The following is a 16,386-nucleotide window of genomic DNA, read 5'->3' on the forward strand; positions in this document are numbered from 1 at the left end:
CATTCCAGTTTAAGATTAAATAATGATACGAACTGCAAATATTCAGGAAAGCCCCATAATAGGGGCTTTTGCAACGTGTACTGAAGATATGGTACTTGTACCTCTGAACACGCCAGAGGCTGTCCGTGAAAAGTTAGGACAGTTTTTACAGGTAAATGTAGTGGGCACTCTTGTCAATGGAAGTACTATTGTGGGTTCACTTTGTCGAGGTAATTCCAATGCATTGCTTGTTTCAAAGGGTTCAACTATAAGAGGACAGGACCAGATCGATATTCCTATAGCAGAGTTACCAGGAAAACTCAATGCTGTTGGCAATGTGGTACTTGCGAATGATTCATCAGCATTGGTACATCCTGAACTTAACGACAGGTCTGTAGAACTGATTGAAAAAGCTCTCAAGGTTGATGTTAAAAGGGGTACAATCGGCGGTGTAAAAGCCGTGGGTATGGCCGGGGTTGCAACAAATAAAGGTTTACTTGTAAACCCACGTGCAACGGATTCGGAGCTTTCAATTCTTGAAGAGCTATTTGATCTGCCAGTGGATATAGGCACTGTTAATTACGGAACGCAGATGGTCGGTTCAGGACTGATCGCAAATTCCAAGGGTTACGTCGCAGGTTCGCAGACCACAGGTCATGAACTGGGAAGAATAGAAGATGCCCTGGACTTTTTAGAATAATGGTTTAAGGTGATTTATATGAAGACATTTCAGGTTACAGGCACATTTAAAGCCGGAATTGCATGGGAAAAGTTCACAAAGGTCATTGAAAGCCAGAATGAGAAGAATGCAATGGATAAAGTGTATTCTCTCTTTGGCAGCAAACATGGCCTTAAAAGGAACTTTATAAAGATTGAAAGTATAACTGAGGCATGATCCATGGCAGATATGAATGAACAGGATCCAAGGGCGCTTGCAAACCAGCACCGAGAGCTTCAAAAGCGCGTGGAGATGGTACAGCAGCAGATGAGCATGGTCCAGATATCACTAGAGGATTGTAACAGAGCAATTAATACAATAGATGAGCTCAGCAATGTTTCAGCAGGTTCTGAAATGATGTTTCCTATAGGTTCCGGTTCATTTGTATATGCCAGCATCAGTAATACCGACAAAGCAGTAGTTGATATTGGTGCAGGGTTAACTGTTGAACGACCTATTCCTGAAGCAAAGGAGATTCTCCAGCGCCGCAGGGAAAAACTCACAACAGCTCTTGATAATATGAACGGTTCCCTGTCCCAGTTAGGTCAGCAGATGCAGTCTATTGAATCATATCTTGCAAGGCTCCAGCAGCCTCAAGGTAATCCGGGTTCCCAGTGAACCCTTTTCTTTTTTCTATTTTTAACAAATTTACGAGTTGTATTCCGTGTTCAATAAGCTTAAGGCAAAACTCAGTGGTTTCAAGGAAAAGATAGGATCCAAGATCGATGAAAAAGCAGTTGAAATCGAACCTGTGGAAGGGGAAGTAGCAGGTTCCCCGGAAGGATCGGAATCCTTAGGTTCAGCTGGTGACTCGTCTCCTTCTTCACCGGTGGAAAAAGAGGATGTAGTTCCTGTCGAAGAAAAGAATCCAGTTCAAAAAGAAGAAAACGGTGTTACTAAAAAGTTTGGTTTTGCACAAAAGGCTAAAGCTCTTGTTTTTGAAAGAGAATTCATTCTGGAAGAGGACGATCTCGAAGAGTCTCTATGGGACCTGGAGATGGCACTTCTTGAAAGTGATATTGCACTTTCGGTTTCAGAAGCTATTGTAAATTCTGTAAAAGATCAGCTTGTAGGGACCAGAAGGCGTATTGGCAGCAATACGGGGAATATTGTGGAAGAAGCCCTTAAAAAAGCCATCTATGATGTAATGAGTGCCAATATTTTCGATCTTGATGACTACGTGAAGAATGCAAAGAAACCAGTTCACATAGTTTTCATTGGTATAAACGGTACAGGAAAAACAACTTCAATTGCCAAGTTATCCAAACGTTTCCAGGATCAAGGAATGTCTGTTGTTGTTGCTGCAGGTGACACATTCAGAGCAGGAGCAATTGATCAGCTTGCCATTCATGCAGATAAGGTCGGAGTGAAAATAATCAAACACCAGGAGCAAGGCGATCCAGCTGCTGTTATTTACGATGCAATTCAGCATGCTAAAGCTCACAATGTTGACATTGTACTGTCTGATACTGCAGGCAGGATGCATACTAACATCAATCTTATGGAGCAGCTTAAAAAAGTATGCCGTGTAGCTCCGCCGGATCTTATTATCTTTGTAGATGAAGCGGTTGCAGGTAATGATGCTGTGGAAAGAGCAGCTCAGTTCAATGAAGCCGTTCCTATAAATGGTTCAATTCTGACAAAAACAGATGCTGATTCCAAAGGTGGTGCAGCAATTTCCATTGCATACATCACAGGAAAACCAATTTTGTTCCTTGGAATGGGTCAGGGATATGATGATATTCGCAAATTCGATCCACAATGGTTCGTGGATCAGTTATTCGGGGAATGATGTTCATTCCTTAATTTATTTTCTAAGTTTTTATTGGTTTAATATTTTGATTTGTTTTAAAGAATAAAGAATTAAGCTGGCAGATAATTTATCTGCAGCTTTCCTTTAATTCTGATGCAAGTTTTTCTACTCTTTCATTTACATCTTCGCCAGAAGCAATTATGTTAACAAAAGCCGAACCTACAATAAATGCATCAGCACCTGCTTTGATAACTTCTGCAGCCTGCTTTCCATTGGAAATTCCAAAACCTACAGCCTTTGGCACTTCTGTATCAATGCCTGCGAGAATATTCTTTGTTGATTCAGCCACATCAACTCTTTCTCCAGTAACTCCAAGTCTTGAAACAATGTAGACAAAACCTGATGTTTTTTCCAGATTTTTTTCCATTCTTTTGCCGGTGGTCACAGGTGTTATCAGGAAGATAAGATCAACACCATTTTCCTTACATGAATCTTGCAATTCATCTGCTTCTTCTGCAGGAAGGTCAGGTACGATAATTCCTGTGATGCCTGCTTCAGCACAATCTTTTGCAAATTTCACCGTCCCTCTCTTGTATATGAGATTGTAATATGTCATACAGACAAGAGGAACATTTTCTTTAATTGATGCGGCCATCTCAAAGTAGATGTCCGGATTCATTCCTGCTGCAAGTGCCCTGGTTGATGCAGCCTGTATGGTAGGCCCGTCTGCAACCGGATCTGAAAAAGGCAGTCCAAGTTCAACGATATCCGCTCCACCTTTTACAAGTGCATGAACTATTTCTTTTGTAGCTTCAGCAGAAGGGTCGCCTGCACAGACATAGGCAATAAGTGCCTTTTCATTTTTTCCCTTAAGTTCTGCGAATTTATCTGCAATTCTCACTGGCAAGCCTCCTTTTCTTCTTCTTCTTTTAATTTAAATACTGTTTCAAGATCCTTGTCTCCTCTTCCGGAAAGGTTGATAACAACAAGATCTCCGAGCTCCCTGGTTTTTGCCATTTTCATAACATAAGCAACCGCATGTGATGATTCAAGTGCGGGAATTATCCCTTCAAGGCGGCTTAGCTCATAGAAAGCTTCCAGTGCCTCATCATCACTGATACTACATGGAGTGATTCTTCCAATGTCTGCAAGATATGCAAGCTCTGGTCCGACTCCAGAATAGTCAAGTCCGGCTGATACGGAACTGGATTCAAGTATCTGTCCGTACTTATCCTGAAGTATTAGTGTGTGTGCGCCCTGTAGGATTCCTTCTTCACCAACACAAAGAGATGCAGAGTGTAAAGCTTCTTTTTCAGTAGTTTTCATTTCTTTCCCACCTGCTTCCACAGGGAACAGTTTAACGTCCTTATCATCGATAAAAGGATGGAATATTCCCATGGCATTGCTTCCGCCGCCTGCGCATGCAACAATTGAATCTGGATATCTTCCTTCTTTCTCCATGATCTGTTCTTTTACTTCTTTTCCAATAACACTCTGGAAATCCCTTACTATCATGGGATATGGATGCGGTCCCACAACAGAACCAATGAGGTAATGTGTATTCTCCACATTTGTTACCCAGTCCCTGAGAGCCTCATTAATGGCATCCTTTAGTGTCTTTGAACCTGATTCCACGGAATGCACTTTGCAACCCATGAGTTCCATTCTGTAAACATTCATGTGCTGGCGCATGACATCTTTTGCACCCATGTAAACTTCGGATTCAAAACCCATATTTGCAGCAGCCATTGCAGTTGCAGTTCCATGCTGTCCTGCCCCCGTCTCAGCTATAATACGTGTCTTTCCCATGTATTTAGCCAGCAATGCCTGTCCAAGTGTATTATTAAGTTTGTGAGCACCACCATGAACAAGGTCTTCGCGTTTTAGATATATTTTTATCCCATATTTTTTACTCAGATTCCTGGCAAAATAGAGGGGAGTTTCCCTACCAGCAAATTCTTTCATGTAATAATCAAGTTCTTCCAGAAACTTCGGATCATCCTTGTAACGATTATAGGCTTCTTCAAGCTCAGTAAGTGCTGGCATTAGTACTTCAGGAACGAATTGTCCACCAAATTTGCCATACATTGCTTTTTTCATTGTTATTCTCCGTATCCTTAATTAATTATCAAGTGCATCAACAAGTTCTTTTGTTTTTGCGTATATTTTCCCGCTTTTAATAATAGATGTACCAACAAGTACGGCATCAGCTCCAGCTTCAATGACTCTTTTTATATCCTCTGCAGTATGCATTCCACTTTCACTGATGACAATGTGACTCTGGTTATTCTCACTATCAAATCTCTTGATTAACGGTATAAGTCGAAGTGTAGTATCAAGATTGATTTCAAGATTGCTCAGGTCACGGTTATTTATTCCTATGATCTTCGCTTTTGTATCAAGTGCTTTTTCAAGTTCACTTTCATTATGGATCTCCACAAGTGGTTCAAAACCTTTTGAGATTGCTATATCCACCATTTTCACGAGCCTATCGCCAAGAATGCCGGCAATAAGTAATATAAGATCACTTTTTTCTTCATTGAATTGTTTTTCATCAATGATGAAATCCTTACGTAGCACAGGCAGAGATATATCATCTCTTACTGCTCTGAGATTATCGAGCGAACCATGGAAAAATTCAGGTTCGGTAAGTACGGATATTGCCACTGCCCCGGCTTTCTCCATTTCCGTTGCTATTATAACAGCATCCTCTGGTTCAATATCCCGAAGTTTTTTCCCTGGTGATGCAGGTTTAACCTCTGCAATTACCGCAACCTTTCCCTTTTTTTTTCTTTCATTAATTAAAGTGAGTATGTTTCTTCTATCTTCACATATTTCCCTATTATCATAAGGTTCTGTTCTTGTTTTGAGATTCCTGACTCTCTTTTCAGTAGAACTGACTATATCATTTATTACGGCGTGCATCGAATACCCATTTATGTTCTGCAATGTACAGAGTTGTACATGAATGCTATAATATATATAGGTGTCGAAAGAAATATCTCTATGATGAGTTCATTCCTAAATTTAATGCACCTAACGAGCTGGTTATTATATTACTACTTATCTGATTTCAGGTTTTATTCAGATCGTCGATCAAAAAAGTTTCAATATTGTGATCTACGTGTATGTCCTGATTACTGTCAATTTGCTCCTGAATACCCAATTTTTCCTGAACGGTCATAGGTGGGAAATAAGCAAGATATGCAAGTACAGTACCTATAAGGACAAACAACCTTGCAAACAGTTGCATTGCATCAACTATTGCGATCATGTCTGTCAGCATAAAATCAAACACAAAAGAAATGGCTACCAATGGCAGCGCAGTCCTGTAACGTATCCTTTTTGGCATTCTTTGCAACAGGATCAACAGCAACAATCCCAGGATCATGGATGTCGGTATGACAAACAGTCCCATTAGATATAAGTTAATGGCAGCATCACTATTGATCATGAATATAGAACCCCATTCTGTAACTATTGGCCCTACAATTCCGCTGTCATAAAGAAAAGTAAGATATGCTGCTCCTATTAGTGTAAATACCAGTGCAACATATTCTCCTATTTTTTTACTTCCTGTTATCACATATATGATAAAGAATACAAGTGGAACAGATATAAATGCAAAAGGAATTGCTGTAATAAAGTACATTATTGCATCTATTTCCTGGTTACCTGCATAAGCTGCGAACATTCTTGCTGCTGCAGGCAGGTATGTCAGTCCGACTATTGTCCAGAAAAGTATTAATGAAAAAAGAGCAGGTTTACTATTTTTGTTGTATCTCTCCTTATTTCTGGAAAGTACCCATGCAAAGGCAAGAGATGACAATGTGATTGCAAAACAAATAGTTCCATTTAAAAGCAGTCCGGGATTCATCTCTTTCCTTTTATTAATAACTTACATTTTATTTATATATTTTCATTGTGCAAATGTTGCTAGTTTGGCGTTTGAGATTTCCAACCAAATGGTATTTATATTATTCATTACTATATTAGTAATATATCCAAAAATAATAGGATATAAGAGGAGGATCGTACATGAAAGCAAACAACGCATTACATTTGAACAAAAATACCAGAGCTCAGGTGGGTATTGGTACTCTTATCATATTCATCGCTATGGTTCTTGTAGCAGCAGTTGCAGCTGCTGTATTGATTCAGACTTCCGGTACTCTGCAGCAAAAGGCTCAGTCAACCGGTAAACAGGCAACACAGGAAGTATCTTCTAACCTTATGGTAAAGACCATTGAAGGTGTGCGTGCCAAGACTTCATCAACTAATATGTCAGAAACAATTGACCTTCTGAAACTTAAGGTCGGTCTTAATGTCGGAAGTTCACCTGTAGATGTAAACCAGGTAGTAATCTCAATTACTGATGGGACAACCGCAAACAATCTTGTTTATGCAGGCAATACAAAATCATATGCATCAGCAGGACAGGACAATGGTGATATGGACTCATTTAGTTCTTCTGATGCATCTTCGAATCTTGAGACTCTATTAACTGGCAACACAAGTGCAAGTAGTTCTATCAACAACGCAGATCACTATTATACTGTAGAGAAGATCCGTGATGAAGATGCATCATTTTCACAGAGCAATCCTGTTATGAACACTGGAGATCTCATCACTGTTTATATTGCAACAACTTCCGATACTGCAGTGTCAAGTGGTTACCCAACCCTTGGATCTGCTGATGTTTCAGCTGGTTTAATAACATCAGGTCTTAATCTTGTACCGAGGACTACTGTAAACATTGTCCTAACACCTGAATCTGGTGCAGCCACAACTGCAGACTTTGTAGCTCCATCTTCATACGGTGTTAAGGAGACTGTACAACTGTATCCATGATCTGTCGATGTGCGATTCTTCGCACATTTTTTGGAGCTGATAATATGAAAGCAAACAATAAAAAGATAAGATCGGACACAAGTGCACAGGTTGGTATAGGTACACTGATTATATTCATTGCAATGGTTCTTGTGGCAGCAGTTGCTGCTGCAGTCTTGATCCAGACTTCCGGTACTCTGCAGCAGAAGGCTCAGTCTACTGGTAAGCAGGCAACCCAGGAAGTTTCATCTAACCTTATGGTAAAGACCATTGAAGGTATACGTGCTAAGGACGATGCAACTACTATGGCTGACAATATCTCAATGCTTGAACTTAAGGTCGGTCTTAATGTCGGTAGTTCTCCTGTAGATGTGAACCAGGTAGTCATCTCAATTACTGATGGAACTACTACTAACAACCTTATCTATGCTAACAACGAGCAGACATATGGGAATGCTATGAAAGATTTCTCAGGTTCTGCCACGGCCGCTGCAAATAAATATAATATGACCACGGCAACACAGACAACTCCTGGTGACAATGCAAAGTATTTCTTTACAGTAGAAAAGATTCGAGATGAAGATGGGTCTTTTAGCCAGGCAGAACCTGTTATGAACACAGGAGATCTTGTGACATTCTATATCTCCACAGTAGCTGTAGGTGATACTGCATTTGATTATATTGGTTCTATGGCTACCAATGATGGTCAGGATGATACTGGCCTGGTGATTGGTCCAAGATCAGTTGTCAATATTGTATTGACACCAGAATCTGGTGCAGCCACTACTGCAGACTTTGTTACTCCGTCTTCATATGGTATCAAAGAAAATGTACAGCTGTATCCATAATGTGAGATTTTAAATCTCACTATATTTTATTTTTTTGAATTGTACATTTTATTATTGTTATCTGCTTCTATTTTATGTGGATTTCTGATTCAAATATAACTTTTGTGAAGTATTTTTGACCTTGCTTTTATCTATAGGGTAGTTTGATTGTATTACTTAAAATGGGTTCTTAAATTGCAGTAAATTCGATAAAAGTGTAGTTAGTTATAGCTGTGTATGTCAACTATTTTTAGCGTCTACTTCGTATGTTACAATGATGGGCTTATAGCTTCCGGTTCAATATTTGAAGCATATTCTTCTCTTTCAGAGTTCAAAAAAAACAATGTTTATTCTTAATAAAGATCAGGGCATTCTCTCAATGATTTCTCCCATTCTCTTATTCTTCTTGTAGAATGCAGTGCTGTCTTTCAGGAAATTTGAGGCTGTTATTCCTTTGTCAGTGACGATATATCCGCCACGTTTGACTTTTTCCACAAGTCCTTCAAGCTGGAATACAGTTTTCATCTTACTGCCTATGCTGCCTTTGTCTGCAAATTGGTCGGTATACTTTCTGATCTCGGAAAATTCTGTGATCTTTCCCTCATTTTTCCCAAGTACTCGAAGTATTAACCTGTATTGTATGTCTCCGGGTCCCTGGTGGATGCCCATTGACTGATAGAATTCTGCCACAGCCTGTTCAAGTCCTACATCAATATCTTCAGACATCAACATCTTCCTCCTCTTCATCGATGTCGATGTCCTTTTCGTAGAGTTCGTACTGGTATTTTTGTATGCCCAGTTTTTCCTGTAATGTCATGGGTGGGAAATAAGCAAGGAATGCCAGCACTGTTCCTATTAATACAAATAACCTTGCAACAAGTTGCATCACATCGACCATGGTGATCATGTCTGTAAGCATGAAGTCAAAAACAAAAGAGATTGCAACAAGTGGAAGAGCTGTTCTGTATCTTAGGTGTTTTGGCATTTTCTGCAGGAATATCAGAAGTAAAAACCCTATGATCATTGCTGTTGGAATTACAAAAAGCCCCATCATGTATATGTTAATGGCAATATCGCTATTTATTGTAAATATAGATCCATATTCTGAAACAATTGGACCTATGATTCCTTTTGTGAAAAGAAACATCAGGAATGAAGCTCCAAACAGTACAAAAAGCAGTGAAATGTATGCACTTATCTTTTTGCTGCCTGCTATTACATAAAGGATGAAAAATACCAATGGTACTGCAACAAAAGAAAATGGGATTACTGCAAGGCTGTACATCATAATGTCGAGATTTTCTTTTCCAAAGTAAGCCGCTATCATCCTTATGGTGGTTGGCAGGTAAGTGAGTCCTACAAGGGACCATAAAATTACAAGTGACCAGAGAGCAGGTTTACTCTTCTCGCTATGTTCTTCTTCGTTGCGAGCAAGCACCCATGCAAAAGCAAATGATGATATGGTTATTGCAAAACAGATTGTTGCATTTAATAGCAAGCCTGCATTCATCTAATCCCTCTGTTTTATTTACACATTGTTAATATATAATGTTTCCTCATGCCGAACTTACACTGTTTGGTGTTTGAGATTTCCAACCAATTAATATATATATTATTATGTAGTATATAAATTCATCCATATTAATGGATTATAGGAGGATATGCATGAAAGCGAACAATACATTATATTTGAAAAAAAATACTAAGGCTCAGGTGGGTATTGGTACTCTTATCATATTCATCGCCATGGTCCTTGTAGCTGCTGTAGCAGCTGCGGTTCTTATACAGACATCCGGTACTCTGCAGCAGAAAGCTCAGTCAACCGGTAAGCAGGCAACGCAGGAAGTATCTTCTAACCTTATGGTAAAGACCATTGAAGGTGTACGTGCAAAGAACAGTGCAACTGATATGTCAAGTACAATTGACCTTCTTAAACTCAAAGTTGGTCTTAATGTCGGAAGTTCTCCGGTTGACGTAAATCAGGTAGTGATATCAATTACTGATGGAACAACTGCAAATAATCTTGTTTACGCAGGAAATGAGAAATCATATGCCTCTACAGGTCAGGATAACGGAGACATGGACAACTTTGGATCAAGTGCATCTGAAAATTTGGCGAACCTCTTGGTAAATAGTACTACTGCAAGCAGCTCATTCAATAATTCTGATAACTATTATACTGTAGAGAAGATTCGTGATGAGGATTCATCATTCTCTCAGGGTAATCCTGTAATGAACACTGGGGATCTGATTACAGTTTACATATCAACAATTTCAGACTCAGCAGTCTCAGCCGGCTATTCAACACTGGGAACTACAAATGTTTCATCCGGAATGAAGACTTCAGGACTTAACCTTGTACCGAGGACTACTGTGAACATTGTCCTAACCCCAGAATCAGGTGCAGCAACAACCTCTGACTTTGTAGCTCCATCTTCATACGGTGTTAAAGAAACAGTACAGCTCTATCCATAATGCAAGAGATATCTGTGGTGTTCTCACTGCAGATTCTTTTACATTGAGAGGTTACTATGATCTCTAATGCCAGTTTAAAAAGGAACAATACTGCCCAGGTGGGTATTGGTACTCTCATTATTTTCATAGCTATGGTTCTGATTGCTGCTGTAGCGGCATCTGTACTTATACAGACATCCGGTACACTGCAGCAACAAGCGCAGTCAACCGGGAAACAGGCTACACAGGAAGTATCATCAAATCTTGTTGTTAAAAACATAGAAGGCGTTCGTGCAAAGACTTCGTCTACAAGTATGGCTTCAAACATTTCCCTTCTCAAGGTAAAGGTGGGACTTAATGTCGGAAGTTCTCCTGTGGATCTTAATCAGTTGATAATTTCCATAACTGATGGTACTAACACAAATGACCTTATTTATGCCAACAACGATAAAACCTATGGAAATGCAATGGCCAATTTCTCATCATCTGAAACAGCCGCGACAAATCTTTTATACCTATTAAATGGTACTCAGAGTAGTCCTGGTGCAAATGGCATGTATTTCTTCACCGTACAAAAAATAAGGGATGAAGATGTTTCATTTTCTCAGGCCAATCCTATTATGAATACAGGTGATCTGGTGACAATTTACATTTCTGTTGTATCTGATGGTGACCTTTCTTACACAACAATAGATGGTGTCACCACCGGTGGAACTCAGAAGGATTCCAATCTTGACCTTGCTCCACGTTCTACGGTTACAATAGTAATGACTCCTGAAGCCGGAGCCACTTCTATGGCAGAGTTTGTCACTCCTTCATCGTATGGTACCAGAGAAACGATACAATTATATCCATAAGGTGAATAAATATTCACCTTCACTTTTTTGAGGGATCGTATGTCAGAAAAAATTCTGTTAATATTTATCATTCTATCTTTGTTCTTTATTCCAGTTTCGTCTGCAGATGCCATTTTTACAAATGAGATACAGGTTTATGATTCGTCTCTGAATTTAACAATAAATGAGCGCTATATCGGGAATGATTCTGAAGCTTTCCGTTTAAGCCTTGATATCGATAACAATAGTATGGTAACTCAAGATGAAGTTGAAACCTTTGTTCAGGAATTTAAGAAGAATGGAACAATACAGTATTTAGGTTATATTTTGATTGATGATGGAAATATGGCTCTTTCACTTGATTCATTCGACCTGGAAGTTTCAGGTGCAGAAGGTAATGTGAATACTTCGGAAATAGGAGTCAGAGCTAATATTGTTTATGGTGTACCTGGGTCACTTGAATCCGGAAAGCATAGCATATGGATTCTTGGCCATCCGGCAATTGAAAAAATGAGTATTTCTTTGCCTTCTAATATGGTAGTGAGAGATGTTAATGGAATCGATGATATGGAAACATCCTGTGATTCCGAAAGACAGTTGATTATGGGACGTAGCGGAATTCGGTCATTTGTGGTAGATGGACGCCAGACTTTTGAGTATGCCGTTATGATAGAGGTAGGTAAATCTGACTTTGTTGCAGACCTTTCTATTTTCCCTTCTTTATTTTAATTTCTTTTTTCTAAGCCCTCTTATATACAATTAACTTAAATAAAATTAAATACTATGTCTATATTATAATTGTATGCTAATAATATTGCATACTCTATTGCATTACATTGATACTTATATTGATAATTTCAGGTGCTTGAATGAAGAAACGTATGTATGGTTCTATTGTTGTTATTTTTGTTATTCTGTTGAGCATATACAGTAGTGGTTGTGTCAGTAGTGATCCTGAGGAAGAAGTACCTGAAACAGTTAACACATTTATGACTGCTATTAACGACGGTGACTTTAACGCCGCTTTTAATATGTATACGGGTAAGGATTTCCTGGCAGTTGCAAGTATAAAAATGATTTTTGCCAACAAGGGTATCGAACCTGGTACTATTGAAGAAGTAAACATTGTTTCTCAGGAAATTGCTGAATCAATTGCTGTTGTTGAAGTTGACTGTACAGTATCAAATTCTGAGGGTGGCACAAGTAATATTCCTATCTATTTCAGTCTCCAGAATAGCCAGCTTGGATGGATTATTACAAGAGTATCTTTCACAGTTCCATTAACTCTTGATAATGCAGAAGTAGTGGATGTTGATGTGGAATCTACGAAAATAGATGTTATTGCAAACAATGCTCCGCTTATATTTGTTTTTGCTTTAGTCATGCTTGTTCTTGGTCTCTATCTTGACAGAAAAGACAAAGCTAAGAAAAAGGAAAACAGCAGGACTATAGATGTTTCCGGTGCAACTCCTATACAGAAGGAGTCTATTGCACAGTATGTCAAATTCGTTCCTTCTCAGCAGATCACAGTAGGCAAAACAGCTACAGTTGATGTATGGGTGAAGAATTTCACGCAACAGCCTTACAATGATTTTGCCATTAAAGCTAAATTCGCAAATTCTCTTGAGCCTGAAAAGATCAATCTTTTCTTTGATAATATAGCTCCTGGTGAAACCGTAAAAAGAACATGGGTAGTAAAACCAAAACTTTCAGGCTGGGCTTCAATTGAAGAACCAACTGTGGTATTCAATTTCGGAGGGAACAAATACATAGGTGTGCTCGACCCTGTGTGGTTGCAGGTGCAGTGAATTTATAGACTGAATTATATTGTGGGTGATATGGGTGTCGTCAGATACAAACAAAAACGAGGAATCTGCTAATCATTTGTCTCCGGATGTTATGAAAAAATTAAATGAGGCATTTTTGTCTTATTTCGATGGAAAACAGCCTGGGAAAAGCAGTATTGATCTCTCAGAAGAAAATGCTATTCTTGATCTGATCAAATCCGGTATAGAGGAAAAATCCAGTAAATCCGTTGAAGGCAATGAAGCCAAAAAAATGATTGTTATTGGTGAAGGATTTATTGAAGCCGGAGATGAGACCATCACCTACTCTGATGACCAGGATATGCAAATGGAGCCTGCAGTATCATCTCCTGCTTTTGGCCAGGGGGTTCCGGATGTTTTATCAAATGCTTTTGATGATGTGTCCTATCAGTCTGTTGAAATCGAAGTTGAAGAACCGGAAAAATCTTCTGAAAGCAAGGACCGGGATTACTCAAAAACCGTTTCTGATATTTTGGAACGAACTTCTAAAGTTCCAAAGGTTTCCTCTTATCATCATGATGAATCTTCTGGTACCGTTCCGAAAAAAGAGACTCTTACTGCTAAAAACACCAGTAAACCGCAAAATGAGTTTAACCTTAAGGAAAAAACAGGTGCACCCAGAAAGCCAATAACTTCACAACAAACAAAGGCTGCACCTTCACAAGTTAAACAGGAACCAATGGTTGAAACTACCAGAAGCGTTCCTTCATCATCAGAACCTTCTCCTCAAAGAAAGAAAGTTAATGATAAGGTTTCGACATCTTCCCCATTAAAGCCTGAAGTTTCAGGAAACATAAAAAAAGAGCCTTTCTCTTCTGTACAGACTTCAGAAAAACATCCTTCTCAAAAAGTATCTGACTCACAGATATCTAAACTATTCCGTAAAGCTTCTGAAAAAACTTCCGTAGATGCATCATTTTCAAATAATCCGCCTGCAATTTCTGGTGCAAAGAAGACAGCAAAACCCATTAACAAAGTTCCGGACAATCCTTCATCTCCTGTAAACATAGCTTTCCTTTACAGTAAAGATCACATGCAACATGATGCATCCTTACTTTCCATCATTACTCATGAAAAACCGGAGCGTATAATCAAAGCCATGTGGTATCTGGAAAAGAACAATGTGTTTTCAGATGGTACATGTACACTGATCGGTGATTTCCAGGCAGCAAGTGAAGAGGATCTGCACAGGGTTCATGGAAAGGAATATATTTCTTTCGTTAAGTCCTATTCAGGTTCAGGTGGTGGTTTCCTTGGTGACAGTACCTATATGACTTCAGGTTCTTATGAGATTGCCAGGACTGCAGCAGGTGCAGCCATGCAGGCAGGTGACCTTCTTGTGGACGGTAAATTCACTCATGCTTTTGTCCTGACACGTCCTCCGGGACATCATGCAAGTTCCCAGAAGTACGGTGGTTTTTGTCTTTTTAACAATGCAGCAGTGCTTGCTAGACATCTTCAGCATAACAGAAAGGTGGGAAAGGTGATGATCCTTGACTGGGATGCACATGCAGGTGACGGTACTATGGAAATATTCTATGAAGATCCCAGTGTAATGTTGTTATCTCTGCATCGTGATCCTCATGGATTTTATCCGCGAAAAGGTTTTAGTACTGAGGTTGGTGAGAATGCCGGCAAGGGTTATACAATGAACGTGGAAATGCCTGAAGGTTCAAGCAATGATGAATATATGCTTGCTTTTGACGAAGTGGTTCTTCCTATGGTAGAACATTTCAACCCTGATTTTATAATATTGAGCTGTGGTTTTGATGCACACTATCAGGAAATGAATATAGGACTGGAACTTGATTCTGATGGTTATCACCAGATGACTGCAAAACTGCATTCTGTATTCAAAGGACCAATTGTATTCCTGCTTGAAGGTGGTTATCATGATTTTAATGGCCAGTTATGCCACAGTGTACTGAGTTCCCTGCAAGGACGTCCGAATCCTGTAAATGATAAACAGCAAACATCCAGCTATAAACGTAATCAACAGAAGCAGATATTTGAAGAGGCCAGGAAAAAAGTTGCTGAATCTAAACGAAATCATCCTGTATTCTCATCACAGGTGGCCTGATGAACCGGGTAGGTCTTACTTTCAACAGTAACCATCATTTGCATGATTCCTTAATGAATGGTTATCCCTGTCCTGAAAATCCTTTAAGGATCAAGAATATAATGGAATATCTTAAAAACAGTGGTCTTATTGATGATGAAAACTGTCGTTTTTATGATGCTTTACCTGCATCTGTAAATGATATACTGAGAGTTCATACTCAGGAATATGTTGAACTGATAAGGACTTGTACAAAAGACCCACGACAAAGCCCGGGAAATGACGTTTATGTTTGTCCTTCCTCTTTTGATGTGGTTCTCGAAGCACTTGGTTGTGTTCTGAAAGCCGGTGATCTTGTTGTTTCAGGAGAATGCAGGCATGCATTTGCAATTGTTCGTCCACCTGGTCACCATGCAGGTCCTGATTCGTGCAGTGGTTTCTGTATTTTTAATAATTCGGGGATTCTTGCCCGTTATCTTCGTGAGGTAAAGGGTCTGGAACGAATTGCTATTATCAATATTGATGCCCATGCTTCAGATGGCACTTATGATGCTTTTGAAGCTGACACGAATGTATTATGTGTATCAATGCATCAGGATCAGAAAACCCTTTATCCTTTCAAGGGTTTTATCAGGGATATTGGTGTTAGGCCGGCACTTGGTTATTGTATCAATATGGAAATGCCAACAGAATCAGGAAATCCGGAATATTCACTTTTCTATGATGAGGTTGTTGAAAAGGTGCTTGATAAGTTCAATCCTCAAATAGTTATTCTTGAATGTGGTTTTGATGCTTATTACAAGGAGCCGCTGGCAAAACTTAATTTAACTGTCGATGGTTACTATAGAATAATATTTAAACTTGCAAGTAAATGGGACGTTGTAACCCTGCTTGAAGGTGGCTACCATGAAGATCTTGGTCTTCTTGCATCAGTTGTCCTTCGTGCATTGGCAGGGTTTGAGAATGTAAAGGATGATGTCGATCAGATAGACCTGCTTGCATCGAGACATGTTAAAACCAGAAAAGAGTTCAACAATAATCTCTCTCTTCTGAAAAGCAGGCTGGAACCATATTGGGGTCCATGGAATCGCAGTTAAAGGATAG

Annotated in this window: 18 protein-coding genes; 12 read left to right on the forward strand and 6 right to left on the reverse strand. The window is 39.3% G+C overall.

The window, feature by feature from the left end; genetic code table 11:
• Nucleotides 1–22: 22 nt before the first annotated feature.
• From J2746_RS12030 to ftsY, 4 genes are read left to right on the forward strand one after another with little or no spacing between them, the layout of a single operon-like run.
• Nucleotides 23–679 carry a translation initiation factor IF-6 gene (locus J2746_RS12030; RefSeq protein ID WP_209621280.1) on the forward strand — a complete coding sequence of 219 codons (657 nt, stop codon included), beginning with the start codon at nucleotides 23–25 and terminating at the stop codon, nucleotides 677–679.
• 18 nt (nucleotides 680–697) lie between these two features.
• Nucleotides 698–874, forward strand: a complete 177-nt coding sequence (gene rpl18a, locus J2746_RS12035) for a 50S ribosomal protein L18Ae (protein WP_245250140.1) — start codon at nucleotides 698–700, stop codon at nucleotides 872–874.
• Between the two features lie 3 nt (nucleotides 875–877).
• Nucleotides 878–1,315 (forward strand): prefoldin subunit alpha, encoded by a 438-nt coding sequence (pfdA, locus tag J2746_RS12040; protein WP_209621286.1) that lies wholly within the window; start codon nucleotides 878–880, stop codon nucleotides 1,313–1,315.
• 46 nt (nucleotides 1,316–1,361) lie between these two features.
• Nucleotides 1,362–2,489 (forward strand): signal recognition particle-docking protein FtsY, encoded by a 1,128-nt coding sequence (gene ftsY, locus J2746_RS12045; protein WP_209621289.1) that lies wholly within the window; start codon nucleotides 1,362–1,364, stop codon nucleotides 2,487–2,489.
• A gap of 88 nt (nucleotides 2,490–2,577) precedes the next feature.
• Here ftsY and trpA read toward each other — a convergent pair whose 3' ends face one another.
• The 4 genes from trpA to J2746_RS12065 form a co-directional block, all read right to left on the reverse strand.
• Nucleotides 2,578–3,351 (reverse strand): tryptophan synthase subunit alpha, encoded by a 774-nt coding sequence (gene trpA / locus J2746_RS12050; RefSeq protein ID WP_209621291.1) that lies wholly within the window; start codon nucleotides 3,349–3,351, stop codon nucleotides 2,578–2,580.
• Nucleotides 3,348–4,550: a tryptophan synthase subunit beta gene (gene trpB, locus J2746_RS12055; RefSeq protein ID WP_209621294.1), complete on the reverse strand. Its 1,203-nt coding sequence runs from the start codon at nucleotides 4,548–4,550 to the stop codon at nucleotides 3,348–3,350. Before trpB ends, trpA begins: the two co-directional genes overlap by 4 nt.
• 21 nt (nucleotides 4,551–4,571) lie before the next feature.
• The gene (locus J2746_RS12060) at nucleotides 4,572–5,375 is read right to left on the reverse strand and encodes an indole-3-glycerol-phosphate synthase (RefSeq protein ID WP_209621297.1); all 804 of its coding nucleotides are present in this window, start codon (nucleotides 5,373–5,375) and stop codon (nucleotides 4,572–4,574) included.
• 148 nt (nucleotides 5,376–5,523) lie between these two features.
• Entirely contained in the window at nucleotides 5,524–6,327 is an 804-nt protein-coding gene (locus tag J2746_RS12065; RefSeq protein WP_209621300.1) for a hypothetical protein, read from the reverse strand.
• Nucleotides 6,328–6,488: 161 nt separating this feature from the next.
• Between J2746_RS12065 and J2746_RS12070 the strand changes: the two genes are divergently transcribed.
• Nucleotides 6,489–7,301: an archaellin/type IV pilin N-terminal domain-containing protein gene (locus tag J2746_RS12070; RefSeq protein ID WP_209621303.1), complete on the forward strand. Its 813-nt coding sequence runs from the start codon at nucleotides 6,489–6,491 to the stop codon at nucleotides 7,299–7,301.
• Between the two features lie 44 nt (nucleotides 7,302–7,345).
• On the forward strand, nucleotides 7,346–8,128 hold the full coding sequence (locus tag J2746_RS12075) for an archaellin/type IV pilin N-terminal domain-containing protein (protein WP_209621305.1): 783 nt from the start codon (nucleotides 7,346–7,348) through the stop codon (nucleotides 8,126–8,128).
• 342 nt (nucleotides 8,129–8,470) lie between these two features.
• On the opposite strand, the gene J2746_RS12080 is transcribed toward J2746_RS12075, so the two are convergent.
• Together J2746_RS12080 and J2746_RS12085 are read right to left on the reverse strand one after the other, a co-directional pair.
• Complete coding sequence (locus tag J2746_RS12080; RefSeq protein WP_209621308.1) at nucleotides 8,471–8,833, reverse strand: hypothetical protein; 363 nt, start codon at nucleotides 8,831–8,833, stop codon at nucleotides 8,471–8,473.
• Nucleotides 8,826–9,617, reverse strand: a complete 792-nt coding sequence (locus tag J2746_RS12085) for a hypothetical protein (RefSeq protein ID WP_209621311.1) — start codon at nucleotides 9,615–9,617, stop codon at nucleotides 8,826–8,828. Before J2746_RS12085 ends, J2746_RS12080 begins: the two co-directional genes overlap by 8 nt.
• Before the next feature lie 155 nt (nucleotides 9,618–9,772).
• Here J2746_RS12085 and J2746_RS12090 point away from each other — a divergent pair, with 155 nt between their 5' ends.
• From J2746_RS12090 to J2746_RS12115, 6 genes are all read left to right on the forward strand, one after another.
• Nucleotides 9,773–10,582 (forward strand): archaellin/type IV pilin N-terminal domain-containing protein, encoded by an 810-nt coding sequence (locus J2746_RS12090; RefSeq protein WP_209621314.1) that lies wholly within the window; start codon nucleotides 9,773–9,775, stop codon nucleotides 10,580–10,582.
• A gap of 56 nt (nucleotides 10,583–10,638) precedes the next feature.
• The gene (locus J2746_RS12095) at nucleotides 10,639–11,418 is read left to right on the forward strand and encodes an archaellin/type IV pilin N-terminal domain-containing protein (RefSeq protein ID WP_209621317.1); all 780 of its coding nucleotides are present in this window, start codon (nucleotides 10,639–10,641) and stop codon (nucleotides 11,416–11,418) included.
• Between the two features lie 39 nt (nucleotides 11,419–11,457).
• Nucleotides 11,458–12,126, forward strand: coding sequence for a hypothetical protein (locus tag J2746_RS12100; RefSeq protein ID WP_209621320.1), 669 nt, complete (start codon nucleotides 11,458–11,460; stop codon nucleotides 12,124–12,126).
• Nucleotides 12,127–12,266: 140 nt separating this feature from the next.
• A complete protein-coding gene (locus tag J2746_RS12105) occupies nucleotides 12,267–13,205 on the forward strand; it encodes a hypothetical protein (RefSeq protein ID WP_209621323.1) in 939 nt (312 codons plus the stop codon).
• A 34-nt stretch (nucleotides 13,206–13,239) separates the two neighbouring features.
• On the forward strand, nucleotides 13,240–15,303 hold the full coding sequence (locus tag J2746_RS14980) for a histone deacetylase family protein (RefSeq protein ID WP_209621326.1): 2,064 nt from the start codon (nucleotides 13,240–13,242) through the stop codon (nucleotides 15,301–15,303).
• A complete protein-coding gene (locus J2746_RS12115) occupies nucleotides 15,303–16,379 on the forward strand; it encodes a histone deacetylase family protein (protein ID WP_209621329.1) in 1,077 nt (358 codons plus the stop codon). Before J2746_RS14980 ends, J2746_RS12115 begins: the two co-directional genes overlap by 1 nt.
• The last annotated feature ends 7 nt before the right edge of the window (nucleotides 16,380–16,386 follow it).

The organism is Methanolobus bombayensis (assembly GCF_017873415.1).
Lineage (GTDB): Archaea > Halobacteriota > Methanosarcinia > Methanosarcinales > Methanosarcinaceae > Methanolobus > Methanolobus bombayensis.

Excerpts from the sequence above, each read along its gene's own strand:
- J2746_RS12030 (WP_209621280.1), top strand. The coding sequence starts at position 23 with ATGATACGAACTGCAAATATTCAGGAAAGCCCCATAATAGGGGCTTTT.
- rpl18a (WP_245250140.1), top strand. The coding sequence starts at position 698 with ATGAAGACATTTCAGGTTACAGGCACATTTAAAGCCGGAATTGCATGG.
- pfdA (WP_209621286.1), top strand. The coding sequence starts at position 878 with ATGGCAGATATGAATGAACAGGATCCAAGGGCGCTTGCAAACCAGCAC.
- trpB (WP_209621294.1), bottom strand. The coding sequence starts at position 4,550 with ATGAAAAAAGCAATGTATGGCAAATTTGGTGGACAATTCGTTCCTGAA.
- J2746_RS12060 (WP_209621297.1), bottom strand. The coding sequence starts at position 5,375 with ATGCACGCCGTAATAAATGATATAGTCAGTTCTACTGAAAAGAGAGTC.
- J2746_RS12065 (WP_209621300.1), bottom strand. The coding sequence starts at position 6,327 with ATGAATCCCGGACTGCTTTTAAATGGAACTATTTGTTTTGCAATCACA.
- J2746_RS12070 (WP_209621303.1), top strand. The coding sequence starts at position 6,489 with ATGAAAGCAAACAACGCATTACATTTGAACAAAAATACCAGAGCTCAG.
- J2746_RS12075 (WP_209621305.1), top strand. The coding sequence starts at position 7,346 with ATGAAAGCAAACAATAAAAAGATAAGATCGGACACAAGTGCACAGGTT.
- J2746_RS12080 (WP_209621308.1), bottom strand. The coding sequence starts at position 8,833 with ATGTCTGAAGATATTGATGTAGGACTTGAACAGGCTGTGGCAGAATTC.
- J2746_RS12085 (WP_209621311.1), bottom strand. The coding sequence starts at position 9,617 with ATGAATGCAGGCTTGCTATTAAATGCAACAATCTGTTTTGCAATAACC.
- J2746_RS12090 (WP_209621314.1), top strand. The coding sequence starts at position 9,773 with ATGAAAGCGAACAATACATTATATTTGAAAAAAAATACTAAGGCTCAG.
- J2746_RS12095 (WP_209621317.1), top strand. The coding sequence starts at position 10,639 with ATGATCTCTAATGCCAGTTTAAAAAGGAACAATACTGCCCAGGTGGGT.
- J2746_RS12100 (WP_209621320.1), top strand. The coding sequence starts at position 11,458 with ATGTCAGAAAAAATTCTGTTAATATTTATCATTCTATCTTTGTTCTTT.
- J2746_RS12105 (WP_209621323.1), top strand. The coding sequence starts at position 12,267 with ATGAAGAAACGTATGTATGGTTCTATTGTTGTTATTTTTGTTATTCTG.
- J2746_RS12115 (WP_209621329.1), top strand. The coding sequence starts at position 15,303 with ATGAACCGGGTAGGTCTTACTTTCAACAGTAACCATCATTTGCATGAT.